Genomic DNA, 12,831 nt, shown 5'->3' on the forward strand with positions numbered 1-12,831 from the left:
TGATAAGCACTATTTTTTTAGCCACAAGTGTTACAAAAAAGCTTGACCACAACAGTATCCTCTTCTGCATCAGCATTCTCTTTCTCCGTAATCTCTACAGCCTTCAAAGAACCATTCTGCTCGTATACATGCAGTTCGCCTTTTTCATCAAATGCTCTTAATTCCACCAGTTCATCCCAGTTAATCCCATCATGAACACAGTTTCCGCACAGGATGTCACTGTACATATGAGCAATTACATAAGGATACTGTGCTGCTTTTTCCTTCAGTTCTGAACGCTCCGCAGATACCGCCCGGACATCCAGATGTTTATATGTTTTCATAATCTGCCATCCCTTCTCAGACCGCTTTCACATACTCTGTGATCAAATCTGCGCCCTGTTCAATCTGTCTGCTCTTTAAGTTGATCTTTGCGATCACTTCGGTTCCTTCTTTGATCAGCAGCTCACTTCCGTCTATATAACCTCTGCCGATGCTGCTTCCGCTTCCCAGAGGGAGAATACCCAATCCTACGTCACGCAGTGCCATAAGAAGAAGGCCTGCAGCCTTTTTATTCTCCTCCTCCAGATCAACCCGGATAGTGAGTTCACCATAAGCCGGAGTCTCACTGAAAAGTCCTCCATACATCACACCACCGGTAAATTTATCGATGTGAATCCGCTTCTGTGGCGGACGCTCACCGCCTTTTTCCAGCATCGCATCAAAGAAATGAATGCAGCCCAGAAATCCTTTTTCTTCTTTTTCTGCATTTTTACCGAATACAGCCTCAATATCCGATACCGGAAGCTGTCTCAGCTTTGCGATTTTCTCCATCTGGCTTCGCAGCACACCTTTAATCGAAGTAGCCGGAATCAGAAGTTCTCCGTCTGCTCTGCGCATCTGTTCTGCATCCGGCGATTCCTCATTATAATCTCTTACATCGATGGATTTGACCAGGATCTCGCTGTCCACTTTGCCCTTCAGCTCAAAATGAATGCGGTGATCCAACGTGGATATCCGTCCTTTCAGCTCCTCCAGAATAGACTGTCCCTCTTTTGACTCATCTCTCCAGAGTTTCCGGTCTTTTTCCCGGGTCATATCATAATCGATTTTCAGCAGTTCTTTGAACTCTACATATCCGCAGCCATTGCTCTTCTGACCGCCAAGCTGAATATTGCCAGCCTGCAGAGCACCTAATATCCTCTCTATCGTTGCCTCATACTCATGTTCCCGTTCATACAGATAGAGCTTAAATGTAAATTCAGAACCTGCTGCCACTGACTCCATCTCAAACTTCTGGCCGGACCAATTCTGTCCACCCTTGGTCTGAACCGTCTGGCAGGTACCGGTTTCCCGGTTAATCTTAACTCTTGGTCTCAATTCGGTATCTATGACATTTCCCGTGAAAAATGCATCGCTGATCCGGACTTTACTTCCTGTATCGGAGCCGTCCGCGCTGGAACCAAACAGTTTATTCTGCAGTTCCGGCTCATCTGCAAGGTAATCTCTCATCGCTCCGGCTAATCCGGTTGCCTGAATAAATGGGACATTCTTTACCGGATGAATCAGAATTCCTCCGGCTCTGTCATCGTTTCCACCGATGTGTAGCGGTTCCTTACATATCGCCGTGATCTGATAGGATACGATATGATCATATAAACTTCCGTATTTATCAGCCATGATTTCTTCCCTCCCTGTTTGCGTAGCGTATCTGCCGTTCCATCAGCTGAAGCTTATACCGAATCTGCTCATCCGGCTCAAACAACTGATCAGCCGGGATTCCCATCACCTTTTTTCCATCTATTTCAAGCAGTTCAAACAAATCAGAATTAAGCATTTTCTCCAGATAACGATGGTAGGAATCCGGTTTTTTCTTGTTATCCTGCTTTTTGTAGCGTTCTGTCTTTTCTTTGGAATGAACCAGAAAACTTCCAAGCTTCCACTCTGCCTTTTCCGGCTTATACTGACAGCTGATACACATCGATGCAATCACGCCCAGCTGACTGGAGGTAATTCCTCTCAATTCATCCGTATGTTCTACTACATAACGTTCCATGCCTCGTTCAATCCGGTGCTGTAAAAGTCCTCTGGCTGCCAGTCGGCAATCCTCCTCTGCATGGATTTTGCTCTTTTCAGGAGTCTGTACTGTTTCCACCTGCTCAGCCATTTTTTCCATCGGTTTTTTATAGATGATCTGGCCAAATCCTTCCATAAATGCCACCTGGCCAAATCCTTCCACAGTCCGGATACCCAGTCCTTCTGTTTCTACACGGCGGAAATTTTCCTCTGGAATCTCCTGATCGGCAATCAGGCAGAACACACTTCCTGCTTCGTACATGTTGGCGGAAGGAATGGTTCCCTTCCAGATCCGATTATAACCATAGATCTGGGCCGTAGAGGTTGCACAACGTTTCAATTCCAGTTTATCACATCCTAAACGCTCTGCCAGTTCATCCAGGTTCAGCCCGCAGAGCTCTCCGATCTCACTTCTCATCACCAGATTGGAAAGAAGCACCAGATAGAACTCCTTCGATGATTTCTGAGTCCGTACCTCTCCGTAAGGAACTGCCTCATTCATGGCTTCCAGAACCGTACAGCAGGTTCCATAACCGCCGCTGCGTCTGTTTCCTACCCGGATCTCTTTGCTCAAAACTTCCAGAACCGCTTCCCTAAGCTCTACATCGATGTCATCTGTCATTGATACATAACCGGTAAAATTCTGTCCTTTTCGCAAGTACTGACTCCGGAAAACATTTCTTTCACTTGTGCGTCCCATATTAATATTGATATCTTCACTTAATTCAAGACCTGTATAGCAGATGCAGTCTTCCTCAACATAGCAATAGCTTCCGAGAGATGCCCGCTTATATCCTGGCTCCACATCCTTTTCAATAACGTTCTGAATCTCTTTTTTATCAATACAAGGTGTCTTATCTTCGAAAAAACCCTTTAAAGAAGGAATCAATTCTTTTCCATTCACCGTCAGGTAGGCATTCATAAAACGAATTTGTCCATTGAAGAATGCCGGTTTCCAGGTCTCAAACTCAGCCTGCTTTGCCAGTTCCGACATCACATATCCCCGAAGCGCACTGCCAGGAATATAGCGCAGTGTGTCTGTCTGTCCGTGCTGACTACTTTTATCATCCGCAATTCTCAGCGGATCCATGTTTTTCAAACGAATCTTCCAATAATTATTCATGCTGATCCTCCACGCAGATACTTACTTCTCCAAAACCGCGGTTTCTCATGGTACCGACCCATTTGATCAGTCCTAACACCTCTTTCACCAGTTCAGCATCCTGTGCATCGCAGACACAGGTGCCGTAAAAATGAAATCCGCTCTTTACGCAGCGACACTGACGAAGGGAACCTTCCTTAGCCATACCATTCTCCAGGCTGGTAAAATCTCTGGTATACGTAAACATAGCTTTATGTTCTGAAAGATCTCCTGTTTCCTCCTCTGCTGCACTGCGCAGAAGGGGATGAACTACTAAGTCGGAAAAACTAACTTTTCTGGATTCATCCAGAAGTTCCGAACCGCCTTCTCCCATCAGAGTGCAGACGATATGGTCTGTCTCTGCCGTATCTTTTCCGGTCCAACTAAGGAGATTAATCAATTCTTCCCGGAAGATTCCCTTGAAGGTATTTCCCTTCAGATACGGAAACCCTGCATCATCCATCTGTGTCGCGATATCTTCTCCGCCCGGAATGCTGAGTCCGTTGCCAAACACGGCATCCGACTGCAGTGTCATTTCTATCAAAAGCTTCATGCCTGCTCTCCTTTCTCTTTCAGACCGATAAAGGTATCCAGCATCTCGACTGCATCAAAATAAAGCGAATGCTTCTTTCCATCAATATCCAGGAATGCACGGCGCTCCAATCCGCTTCCGGTTCCAATCTGTCTGAGCTGTTCTTCCAATTTATGATCTTCAAAAATATCCAGATTTAAAATATCCATAAGAGAAGACTGAAGATAATATTCGGTTGCCTTTTCGCCTTCTTTCAGTACCCCTCGAAGCTCCTTGATCTTGCCTCTCGCATAGACTTCTTTCTTATCAAGCAGCATGCTTAAAAGCTTTTTGAAGGAGCGATAACGGCGTACCTTTTCTAATTTCCAAAGCTCCGGTTCTGCACACAGCATATAGGGTCTTAACTCCAGGGTTCCGCCATCCTCTGTCTCATATTTCTGGCGCATCTCAGCAAGATCATCGATGATCTCACCGAATTCGATATGCCAGTCAATCGCACAGCCCTTGGTTCCGGAATCCTTAATCCGGTCATCATAGTAAGCCAGGAAACGCTTTGCATTAGAACAAAGCATCTCTGATAACTCGTAGGCTTTGTAGAACGGATATTTCTGATGTACAATCGCAACACCCGCACAGGCTGTATATTTCTGATGATCCACTGCATTTTCCAGTGCAGATAACTTCTCAATAAAGATACGTGCTGCCTCCAGACCGATTCGGCCTTCTGTGACAAAGCAGACATCATCACCGGCGAGAATCAGTTTTCTAACCGGGAAAGAACGGTTCTTCAGGTTCAATCCTGCATCCACCAGAGCCGGAATCTGCTCTCCGATCTCATCTAGCATGCCTCGAAAAGCTGTCTTGAAATCCGCATCAATCGCATCACTAAAGCTGCGAAGTGTTTTCTTATATTCCTCCCACGAAAGATCCTTACACTTAGTTCGAAGGTTTTCCACCCGTTTGCCCATGCCGTTTCCATCGATATGAACAATCGCCACAAAACTGGAATCATCCTTGCTGACTCCCAGTTCTTCTAGTTTATAAGGCATAACATAACCTTCCGGCACATACTCATGCTCCGCCGGCATCTCAATTTTGTCCACACGTCCGGTAATTACCTTGGCACGGCGAAGATTCGAATCTTTCTCTTCTACTCCGAAAGAGCCCTGATGGAACGAAGCTGCACGAACTGATTTTTTCTTTTCCAGTTCCTGGGAAAGACGGAACAGGTTCTCTCCCGCTCCCTTGCTCTCATCATACTCCATCGTCTTGATAAAGTACTCCAGCTCCGGATACTCACGGCGCACCCGAGAAGAGATCGCATAAGCAAACTTCTCTGCGGACTCCCGATCCGGGAACTCCAGAACCGTATGGCCGCCGCCGGAATATACCACATTTTTCTCTTTGTCAAAAGCAAGGCTGCTTTGCTTTGCAGCCAGTTCAAAATATGCCGGATCTGTCACCCTGCATATCTCCTCTGACCGTTCCACATTTTCTTTCAGTTTCGTACTCTCAAAGATGTACGCCTGCTTTTGAGATACTTCTAAAATCATCAGTTGTCTCATGAAATTGTCCATCCTTCCTGTAATTTTCGAACACTTTTAGGCAATTATACCACTGTAATCGAATAATTGTCCACATTTTGCAGTATTTGTCTATCAAAAAACACACATCAAAAGTGCGTCTACAAATATTCATTTTCGTTTCATGAGTTAAGTCTAACATGGGGAATTCAGAAAAATTAGACAAGTTGTTCTTTAACAATAAGTATTTCAACTGTTTTTATCGATTTGCGCAAAAGAATAATGCCTCAGATTAGTATCAATGCCCTGAAAGGGGCGACCTTCATTTCTACCCGAAGTTCAATGGCTGCTACGCAGTGAATAAATCAACGTGTCAATGCCCTGAATGGGGCGACCTTCATTTCTACTGCAACACGCGTTTTCGTAACGAAATATCGTCAGGATGTGTCAATGCCCTGAAAGGGGCGACCTTCATTTCTACACAAAGCAGCAGGTAGGTCATGCCTCACTCGGAATTGTGTCAATGCCCTGAATGGGGCGACCTTCATTTCTACCTCGATATCATCAATGTGATCACAGACCGTCTTATTGTGTCAATGCCCTGAAAGGGGCGTCCTTCATTTCTACCCTTGCCTCTGGAAACCCTTGTAAATCAAGGCTTTGCGGGTCCATTTTTCCAGAAGTTTTTCAGAATATTCTGAAAAAGGCATTTTTGAAGGGTGTTTTTTGGAAGTTCACAATTTGTTCATATTTGACAGTCCCATTCCTTCTTTTAGTATACCTCTTTTTTCTGGGTTTGAGAAGTACTTACAGCACACTTTTAATTGGTTAATTTTAATTGACTCCATCAAAAAAAGTTGAGTAATGATATCTTCTCATCATCTCCGATACAGAATGGGCATCTAAACCGACCAGATAATCGTCGGTACAATATTTCCAGAATATCTCCGGATAATACCAGTTTGCTTCCATTGAACTGATATTTTTTTCTAAAGGAATGTGATATTCTGCGGCGGCATTAATTAGTTCTTTTACAATTCCTATGTCTGCTTGTTCTCCAGGTTTTAAGTAGCGATAGCTCCGATCCGGATGTGCTATGCCGGAAAAATATCCGCTTTCCACTCCCTCTAACTCTGCTCTGACGATTCCGTCTGCACGGCCGCTCAGTCCTTTTTTAGAGAAGCTGTATTCACCGGGCGCTAACTCGTAAAAATGTTGTCCCAGAAGCAGATATTCTATCCCTTCATCTTCTTTCAGTTTTTCATAATAAGACTGAAATCCGGGCAGATATTCCGCCTCAAGTCCTATTCTTACCTTTATTTTTCCCTGATATTTTGCTCGAAGTTCCCACAGTGTGTCCTCATACTCTGGAAGTTCTGCCATCTTCATTCTTCCACGAAAAAGATCACCTGGAAATGGTGCATGATCCGTGAATGTAATCTGTTTCGCGCCCAGGTGAATGGCTACTTTGATATACTCTTCCTCACGTTCCTCTCCGGCATGCCCGCAGCGCCAGGTGTGAACATGAAAGATCTCTTCCGGATTTAAACAGACTGATTTTCTCACTTATTCCCCTCTTTCTATTAAGTAGCGACCGAAATCAAAACTATTATTTCTTCCTATATGGAACAACTCTCCCGCTAAAAGTTCTTCCAGTCTTTCTTCGGTGATGTCTTCCATCACGACTACACCCCGTATTCCTTTTAACTCCATCTTGCTCTTATGGGTATTCGAATACCGGCGGATTCCAGAACGTGCAATATGAGATTCCAGCATCCGGGGCCAGACAAGAGGCTTTTCCAGTTCAACCGGATTTTCATCAAAACAGCTCATCATCTGAATTTTCCGGTGTACAGCTCTCCAGATAGCATCTGCATCAAAATCATAGAGATCGATGCGCTCCTTCCGAAGGGCCAGGGGTGTGAGGAAGTTAATCCGGCAGACATGCTTCTCTTCCCTGCCGCATCCCCTTCCGATTCCAAGCTCCCATTTTCTCTGAGATATGTAATCTCCTACAGTCCGGATCCGGAAGTTCTCCATATGAATCTGATTTTCATCTAAAATCATGCTTTCATCTTCTGATAAAACCGCTGCGATTTCAAATCTGGCATGATCTTTTCCGATTCCGGCCTGTCCAAGCTGCCAAAACGCATCCAGATATTGGCTGAACAGCGCAATATTGCGTCCAAATAGTTTCAAGCGGAATACAAATCCATGACGCGGATCCATATCCGTTTCCTGATTGTCGCACTCTATCAGGTATCCCAGGCTTTCTTTTCCGGTCATATATGCCGGTTTAAAACGCATTGGTGTATAAAATGCATTCCATACGATGCAGCTGTCCTGAAACCTGCATTCATCACAATTGCGGTCTGCCACACAGTTTTTTCTCAGCAGCATCTCACCCAGACCACCGCGCAGAGCTGAAACCTTCTGTTCCGGAACTTCCGATGGTTTCAGAAAGCGCAGACAAAATGTTAAGGTAATATAAGGGATCTCCAGCCATGACACTGTAGTTTCTTTGATCATAATTCTACTTCCTCGCATTCTCATTTGCAGATATTATTTCGTGATTTCATCACTCAATCACTTCGCCGTTCGCCAAAAGTGAGCAAGCTCCCTATGGCTCTCTTGTGCTCATTATATCGCATTTTCTCCGGAACCGGGGGAGTATTTCCATTATTTTACATATTTCACTGGTTTCTATATCTGTTCCGGTTCGCCACAATCCACTCTTCCAGTGTCAGCGGTATATAATCAGAAAACATGCAAAAACAATTAATCAGCTGGCATAGTGTCTCATCCTCTCTTTTTAGAACACAATTCCATTTCGGATGTTTACGTACATCTTTCAGATATTCGCGGATCTTCTGTTCATCCGGACCGTTATGCACATGTCCGTACAGCATATAGGTCTTTGGCCGTCCTTCCTGATCCAGAATATACTGTCCATTGTAAAAAAGAATCGGATAATGTGATAATACCAGGCTGTACCTCCCATCCTGCAATTCCAGATAAGGGACTGCCTGTTCAAGCAGCCCCTTATCAAATGCCGGATCCTGAAGGTATGTGTCATGATTTCCTATTAACAGTGTTTTCCTGCCCTTCAGACGATGAAAAATCTGATTCACCTCCTCTCCCTGGGAAGAAACACTCAGATCTCCTAAGATGAATACATGATCCCCATCTTTTACCCGTGAATTCCACTGGGCAATCATATATTCATCCATCTGTTCGGTGCTTTCAAAGCCCCGGCAGTCAATCTTCTCATTGAGCCGGGCGTGACCGAAATGAAGATCTGAAATATAGTAGTTCATTATCCCCTTCCTCCTTTCACTTTGATACGTACCAGGCACTCACGGCCAAAGAAGAACCAGCCGCAGCACATGGAAGCCATCAGTTTCACGCCGAAATAAATCAGCCATCCCATAATTGGGAGGAACAGAATCCACTCAAAATAGCGTGTCACCTTAGACACAAGGTTCCAACCATATGGGATTCCTCCGAAAAGGACAAATGCCATCGGTGTCCCGATCATCATCCCCACAAGGCTGGCGTTTCCGTCCCCGCTCTCACTGAACGCAGTCAGTGTGCCCAATATCGCAATCACCACTGCGATTACAAAGCGGCGTTTTTCCGCTTTTCTGTATGCCTCCTGCTCTGCTGTCATTTCTACTGTTACATCCTGTAAAACCTGATTTGTATTCATACTCATACTCATTTCCTCCTAATCGTCTGTTAACAATCACTTTGATAATAATAGAATAACTTATCTTCTTCACTGTTTTTGGACACTTCCTTTAATAATTGCGAAGTTCCTTCAAACATTCCATCTTTCCGTTTCTGCGGGAACAGGTGCGGCGCTTATCCGCAAAAACAACCGGACGTCTGTTCCATACCGGACCGCGCTCAGCCGGCACAGCCATGCTCTTTTCAATTGACTTCTTATCGTGTTTTGTCAGTTTTGCCATATTCGTTTCCCTCCATCTCTTTGATGGTTATATGATACAGCAAGAGTTTCACTGTTTTTGGACACTTGAATTATATCAGATGCGAGATAACTCCCATCTGATATGGTCCCCGACAGAATTGTTTAAGGTACGCAAAAGAAGAAAAACATCGTACGAAAGCATATCTATGTGCATATTTGTGCAAATTTATGTGTAACCACAATAAAGTTTATTGTGATTTTTGCAATTTTGCCGTATAATTCATTATATATGTAGTCCGACGGATCTGCTTTGTCAGGACTGTAAGTATGAGGAGGTCAAATATGGACGAAAAAATAGTTAGTGATTGTGCTAAAAAAACTTTTACACTTCCAGCAAATGGCAGCTTCTTCGACTTTGCTCCCGATAGTCCAGCTGAAAAAGGAACCAAAAATCTCCTTCTGCTGACTTTGAGCACGATCAGCCCGAATCCCCGTAAAGGTATTGCGATGCTTTCGACGGATCAAACCGAAGTTCCGGAAGAATACTATTATCAGTTAGAGCCTGTTCCTTATATGCTGATGCATCAATTTGCAGAAAAGAACAATGGTGAAAAACTGGATGGAATTCTTATGATCTGTTCTCCAGCTACTCTGGACGACACCGTTGAACTGACTGATCCAAGATACGGCGATTTTAAAGATACAGCACGAAACTATTTCGCATTCACCACATCCACATTTGCGCAAAAACATCAGTCGCCACTGTCCTACAAAGAGATCTGTACAAATTTCGGCAGTAAAGAAACTGATCCGGTAAAACGTGCGGAGGAACACTCCGAAAACAGCCGTCAATTTATCCATGATGTGATTGAAGAGATCCGTCTTCTTAAGAATCATTATCCGGATTTAAACATCCTTGTAGATACCCACGGTGGTTTCCGTACAGCTCAGGAGATTTTAAATACTGTTTTATCCCTGCTTCAGATGGAAAATATCGAGATCAAACCTGAACATATCTATAATGTAGAATTCCAGCCTGTAAATGGAGTCAGCCGCGCCTACTTCACATCCTCAGCTGAGATTTTCGACATTATAAACTTTGTTTCCGGTATCCATGAATGTATCAACTATGGGCAGATCAAATCTCTTGATCAGTCTATGAAAAATTTCAAAGGAGAAATCGAACAGAAGGTTCTGGACAGCATGAGAACAACAGCCGAAGGTATTCAGCTGTGTGATGTCAACAAATTTGAATCCGGTTTATCAAACCTTTCCGATTCACTGAAAAAACTTGGAGGCACTCCGGCATCGCTTGATAATTCCAGCTATTTAAGACTCTTCCAGGATTTGATTCGTGACAGCTATGGTGATGAGCTTTTAGACAACAGCAAGCGAAAAACCATCAACGAAATTAAATGGTGTATTGAAAAAGACTTTATCCAGCAGGCTCTCACTCTTGTGGAAAGCAAGATGCCAAAAGAGATCATTGAACATAACTTCCTGTATTGCAAAGAATTATTTGATGTGACTCCTTCCGGCACAATCATTAAGAAAAGTGAGAAAGAGCACTTAAACGATGATAATTCTCCAAAGCAGCGTTGGGAATCTGTAGAAAACTATATTTTCCAGAAATTTGGCTGGACAAAGAAAGATAAAAATAGAACTTTCTTCCTCAATTTAAGTGAAATTGACAATCTGGATAAAATTGAATATTACCGTGGATATCCCAATTGCTATATCAATCCGCCCAAAAAAGATACTGCCTGGGAAAGCCGCTGCTACCGCATCAGTGAACACCAGAAAGAAAAGAAAGACATTAACGTTTTAGTACGTCTTCACATGGAATTGAAACAGATTCGTAATCAGGCTAATCATGCTGGTGAGGATGACAATCGATACAGCATTGATACAGTACGAAAGGCACTGAAGGCCTACGTTGAACTCTATGAAAAAATAGAAAGAAAATTACATCGATAATTAATTTCTCTCCTCCGACTGCACCTGACGGTACAGCCGGAGGATTTTTTTAATACTCCCGAAACTGTACAAAACGGAACACGCTTCGCTTTTCCGTACCGTTTTCTCCGTATACTTCCTCAACTATCCGCTCGCTGCAGGCTGCTGCCACCCGAACTCCCGCTTCTTTCAGGCGGGCAATCACATGCCAGCTTAAACAGAATTCTCCCTGGCACATGACACAGTCTGGTTTTTTCGCAAGAATTTTTTCCGCATATTCTTCTGCCAACTTACGAACACCATCCGTACTCATATTTGCCGGAACCTGCGGAAAGGCCAGATCCTCAATCGTGCCATACTGAAGAGCCGCATTTCTCTCATCCTCTGCCCAAAGTTTGCTTGGATGATTGGAAAAATTGATAAACATAGTAACATCCCCCTCGTTTTTATCTTATCTTAAATCCCCGTTCTTCTTCACAGGGAATCTCTGTGATCTCCATATCCGCCACGTTGATCCATCTCTGTTGCTGAATCCGATCTAACATTTCCCGAATGGAAGCTTCGCTTCCCTGCACTTCCATCTCCACTCTTCCGTCCCACAGGTTCTCCACCCAACCGGCCAGGCCAAGGGACTGGGCGATATAAAAGGAGCGGTAGCGGAAGCCGACGCCCTGGACATCACCTGAAAAAAAGATGTGTTTTCGTACCATAATTTACATCTCCTCCGGATACTGAAATCCCCATTCTTTTCTGAATTCCGTCATCATATCCATCACATCTTTTGTATAATCCAAATGCATGCATTCTGCATCCCCACGGATGGCTTTCTCCATATCCGCCAGCTCATAGGCCAACGCATCTGCATGCTCACCGGTCTGAATCACTTCCGTTTCTCCGGAATCTGTATAGGTGATTCTCGCTTCCCAGGCTCTCGGATATTCCATGATTTCTATATATCCCTTTTCACAGGATACCATGCCTCTTTTCGGCTGCTTGGAATGCAGCGACAACATGACAGATGCCATCTGGCCTTCCTGATTCATCAGCAGCAATCCTGCCTGTTCATCCACTCCTGTAGGTGCCGGTTTTACCTGGGATAAAAGCTGATCCGGCTTGGAATCCATAAACCACCGAATAAAGGAAAGCGCGTACACCCCGATATCCAGCATGGCACCTCCTGCCAGGTTTTTATTAAAAAAGCGGTTGTTCATATCATATTCTTTGAAGCTTCCAAAATTCATAGTGATCAGATTCACCTTTCCAAGTTTCCCTGACTCAAGAATCTCTTTAAGCTTTTTATAAATCGGCATATGATAAATCGTCATGGCCTCACCTATGACAACACCCTTTTTATCCGCCAGAGCAATTGCCTCATCCAGTTCCCGGCTGTTTAAGGTGATAGATTTTTCGACCAGAATGTGCTTTCCATTCTCAATTGCCCTGCGCATAAAATCAATATGGGTATTATGGGGAGTTGTGATATAGATTACATCAATATCCGGGTCTGTAAACATGTCATTATAATTATCATATACCTTTTTTATCCCATATTTTTCTGCAAATGCAACCGCTTTCTCATGGGTTCTGTTACCCACCGCATCGATGTTTCGCCCGTTTTTCTTTAAGGCCACGGCCATTTCATTTGCAATCACTCCGGTTCCAAGAACTGCCCATCTGATGTTCTGCATGTATC

The 12,831-nt window shown here is 44.0% G+C and carries 14 protein-coding genes; 1 reads left to right on the forward strand and 13 read right to left on the reverse strand.

Going from position 1 to position 12,831, the window contains the following annotated elements; all coding sequences use genetic code 11:
• Positions 1–17: 17 nt before the first annotated feature.
• From PUQ60_RS08635 to PUQ60_RS08680, 10 genes are all read right to left on the reverse strand, one after another.
• A complete protein-coding gene (locus PUQ60_RS08635; protein ID WP_273482912.1) occupies positions 18–323 on the reverse strand; it encodes a hypothetical protein in 306 nt (101 codons plus the stop codon).
• 16 nt (positions 324–339) lie between these two features.
• A complete protein-coding gene (locus tag PUQ60_RS08640) occupies positions 340–1,659 on the reverse strand; it encodes an RAMP superfamily CRISPR-associated protein (RefSeq protein ID WP_273482913.1) in 1,320 nt (439 codons plus the stop codon).
• Positions 1,652–3,178 (reverse strand): hypothetical protein, encoded by a 1,527-nt coding sequence (locus PUQ60_RS08645; protein WP_273482914.1) that lies wholly within the window; start codon positions 3,176–3,178, stop codon positions 1,652–1,654. Before PUQ60_RS08645 ends, PUQ60_RS08640 begins: the two co-directional genes overlap by 8 nt.
• A complete protein-coding gene (locus tag PUQ60_RS08650; protein ID WP_273482916.1) occupies positions 3,171–3,749 on the reverse strand; it encodes an RAMP superfamily CRISPR-associated protein in 579 nt (192 codons plus the stop codon). The genes PUQ60_RS08645 and PUQ60_RS08650 overlap by 8 nt, the downstream gene beginning before the upstream one ends.
• Complete coding sequence (locus tag PUQ60_RS08655) at positions 3,746–5,293, reverse strand: hypothetical protein (protein WP_273482917.1); 1,548 nt, start codon at positions 5,291–5,293, stop codon at positions 3,746–3,748. Before PUQ60_RS08655 ends, PUQ60_RS08650 begins: the two co-directional genes overlap by 4 nt.
• Before the next feature lie 792 nt (positions 5,294–6,085).
• The gene (locus tag PUQ60_RS08660) at positions 6,086–6,817 is read right to left on the reverse strand and encodes a PHP domain-containing protein (protein ID WP_273482919.1); all 732 of its coding nucleotides are present in this window, start codon (positions 6,815–6,817) and stop codon (positions 6,086–6,088) included.
• Positions 6,818–7,780, reverse strand: a complete 963-nt coding sequence (cas6, locus tag PUQ60_RS08665) for a CRISPR system precrRNA processing endoribonuclease RAMP protein Cas6 (protein WP_273482920.1) — start codon at positions 7,778–7,780, stop codon at positions 6,818–6,820.
• Between the two features lie 164 nt (positions 7,781–7,944).
• Positions 7,945–8,568 carry a metallophosphoesterase gene (locus PUQ60_RS08670; protein WP_273482921.1) on the reverse strand — a complete coding sequence of 208 codons (624 nt, stop codon included), beginning with the start codon at positions 8,566–8,568 and terminating at the stop codon, positions 7,945–7,947.
• The gene (locus PUQ60_RS08675) at positions 8,568–8,966 is read right to left on the reverse strand and encodes a hypothetical protein (protein ID WP_273482922.1); all 399 of its coding nucleotides are present in this window, start codon (positions 8,964–8,966) and stop codon (positions 8,568–8,570) included. Before PUQ60_RS08675 ends, PUQ60_RS08670 begins: the two co-directional genes overlap by 1 nt.
• Before the next feature lie 85 nt (positions 8,967–9,051).
• Positions 9,052–9,222, reverse strand: coding sequence for a hypothetical protein (locus tag PUQ60_RS08680; protein ID WP_182457278.1), 171 nt, complete (start codon positions 9,220–9,222; stop codon positions 9,052–9,054).
• Positions 9,223–9,524: 302 nt separating this feature from the next.
• Here PUQ60_RS08680 and PUQ60_RS08685 point away from each other — a divergent pair, with 302 nt between their 5' ends.
• Complete coding sequence (locus PUQ60_RS08685) at positions 9,525–11,159, forward strand: TM1812 family CRISPR-associated protein (protein ID WP_273482923.1); 1,635 nt, start codon at positions 9,525–9,527, stop codon at positions 11,157–11,159.
• A gap of 49 nt (positions 11,160–11,208) precedes the next feature.
• Here the strand turns inward: PUQ60_RS08685 and PUQ60_RS08690 are convergent, their stop codons facing one another.
• The 3 genes from PUQ60_RS08690 to PUQ60_RS08700 are packed head-to-tail and all read right to left on the reverse strand — an operon-like array spanning position 11,209 to position 12,826.
• On the reverse strand, positions 11,209–11,565 hold the full coding sequence (locus PUQ60_RS08690) for a CRISPR-associated protein (RefSeq protein ID WP_118652380.1): 357 nt from the start codon (positions 11,563–11,565) through the stop codon (positions 11,209–11,211).
• A 19-nt stretch (positions 11,566–11,584) separates the two neighbouring features.
• Positions 11,585–11,848, reverse strand: coding sequence for an acylphosphatase (locus tag PUQ60_RS08695; RefSeq protein WP_182426641.1), 264 nt, complete (start codon positions 11,846–11,848; stop codon positions 11,585–11,587).
• Positions 11,849–11,851: 3 nt separating this feature from the next.
• Positions 11,852–12,826 carry a Gfo/Idh/MocA family oxidoreductase gene (locus tag PUQ60_RS08700; RefSeq protein WP_273482925.1) on the reverse strand — a complete coding sequence of 325 codons (975 nt, stop codon included), beginning with the start codon at positions 12,824–12,826 and terminating at the stop codon, positions 11,852–11,854.
• Positions 12,827–12,831 lie beyond the last annotated feature (5 nt).

This window comes from Clostridium sp. AF02-29 (genome assembly GCF_934835585.1).
GTDB classification, from domain to species: Bacteria; Bacillota; Clostridia; order Lachnospirales; family Lachnospiraceae; genus Otoolea; species Otoolea fessa.

What these genes read in the sequence shown, in the direction of transcription:
- PUQ60_RS08635 (WP_273482912.1), bottom strand. Translation starts at nt 323, where the DNA reads ATGAAAACATATAAACATCTGGATGTCCGGGCGGTATCTGCGGAGCGT.
- PUQ60_RS08640 (WP_273482913.1), bottom strand. Translation starts at nt 1,659, where the DNA reads ATGGCTGATAAATACGGAAGTTTATATGATCATATCGTATCCTATCAG.
- PUQ60_RS08645 (WP_273482914.1), bottom strand. Translation starts at nt 3,178, where the DNA reads ATGAATAATTATTGGAAGATTCGTTTGAAAAACATGGATCCGCTGAGA.
- PUQ60_RS08650 (WP_273482916.1), bottom strand. Translation starts at nt 3,749, where the DNA reads ATGAAGCTTTTGATAGAAATGACACTGCAGTCGGATGCCGTGTTTGGC.
- PUQ60_RS08655 (WP_273482917.1), bottom strand. Translation starts at nt 5,293, where the DNA reads ATGAGACAACTGATGATTTTAGAAGTATCTCAAAAGCAGGCGTACATC.
- cas6 (WP_273482920.1), bottom strand. Translation starts at nt 7,780, where the DNA reads ATGATCAAAGAAACTACAGTGTCATGGCTGGAGATCCCTTATATTACC.
- PUQ60_RS08670 (WP_273482921.1), bottom strand. Translation starts at nt 8,568, where the DNA reads ATGAACTACTATATTTCAGATCTTCATTTCGGTCACGCCCGGCTCAAT.
- PUQ60_RS08675 (WP_273482922.1), bottom strand. Translation starts at nt 8,966, where the DNA reads ATGAGTATGAATACAAATCAGGTTTTACAGGATGTAACAGTAGAAATG.
- PUQ60_RS08680 (WP_182457278.1), bottom strand. Translation starts at nt 9,222, where the DNA reads ATGGCAAAACTGACAAAACACGATAAGAAGTCAATTGAAAAGAGCATG.
- PUQ60_RS08685 (WP_273482923.1), top strand. Translation starts at nt 9,525, where the DNA reads ATGGACGAAAAAATAGTTAGTGATTGTGCTAAAAAAACTTTTACACTT.
- PUQ60_RS08690 (WP_118652380.1), bottom strand. Translation starts at nt 11,565, where the DNA reads ATGTTTATCAATTTTTCCAATCATCCAAGCAAACTTTGGGCAGAGGAT.
- PUQ60_RS08695 (WP_182426641.1), bottom strand. Translation starts at nt 11,848, where the DNA reads ATGGTACGAAAACACATCTTTTTTTCAGGTGATGTCCAGGGCGTCGGC.
- PUQ60_RS08700 (WP_273482925.1), bottom strand. Translation starts at nt 12,826, where the DNA reads ATGCAGAACATCAGATGGGCAGTTCTTGGAACCGGAGTGATTGCAAAT.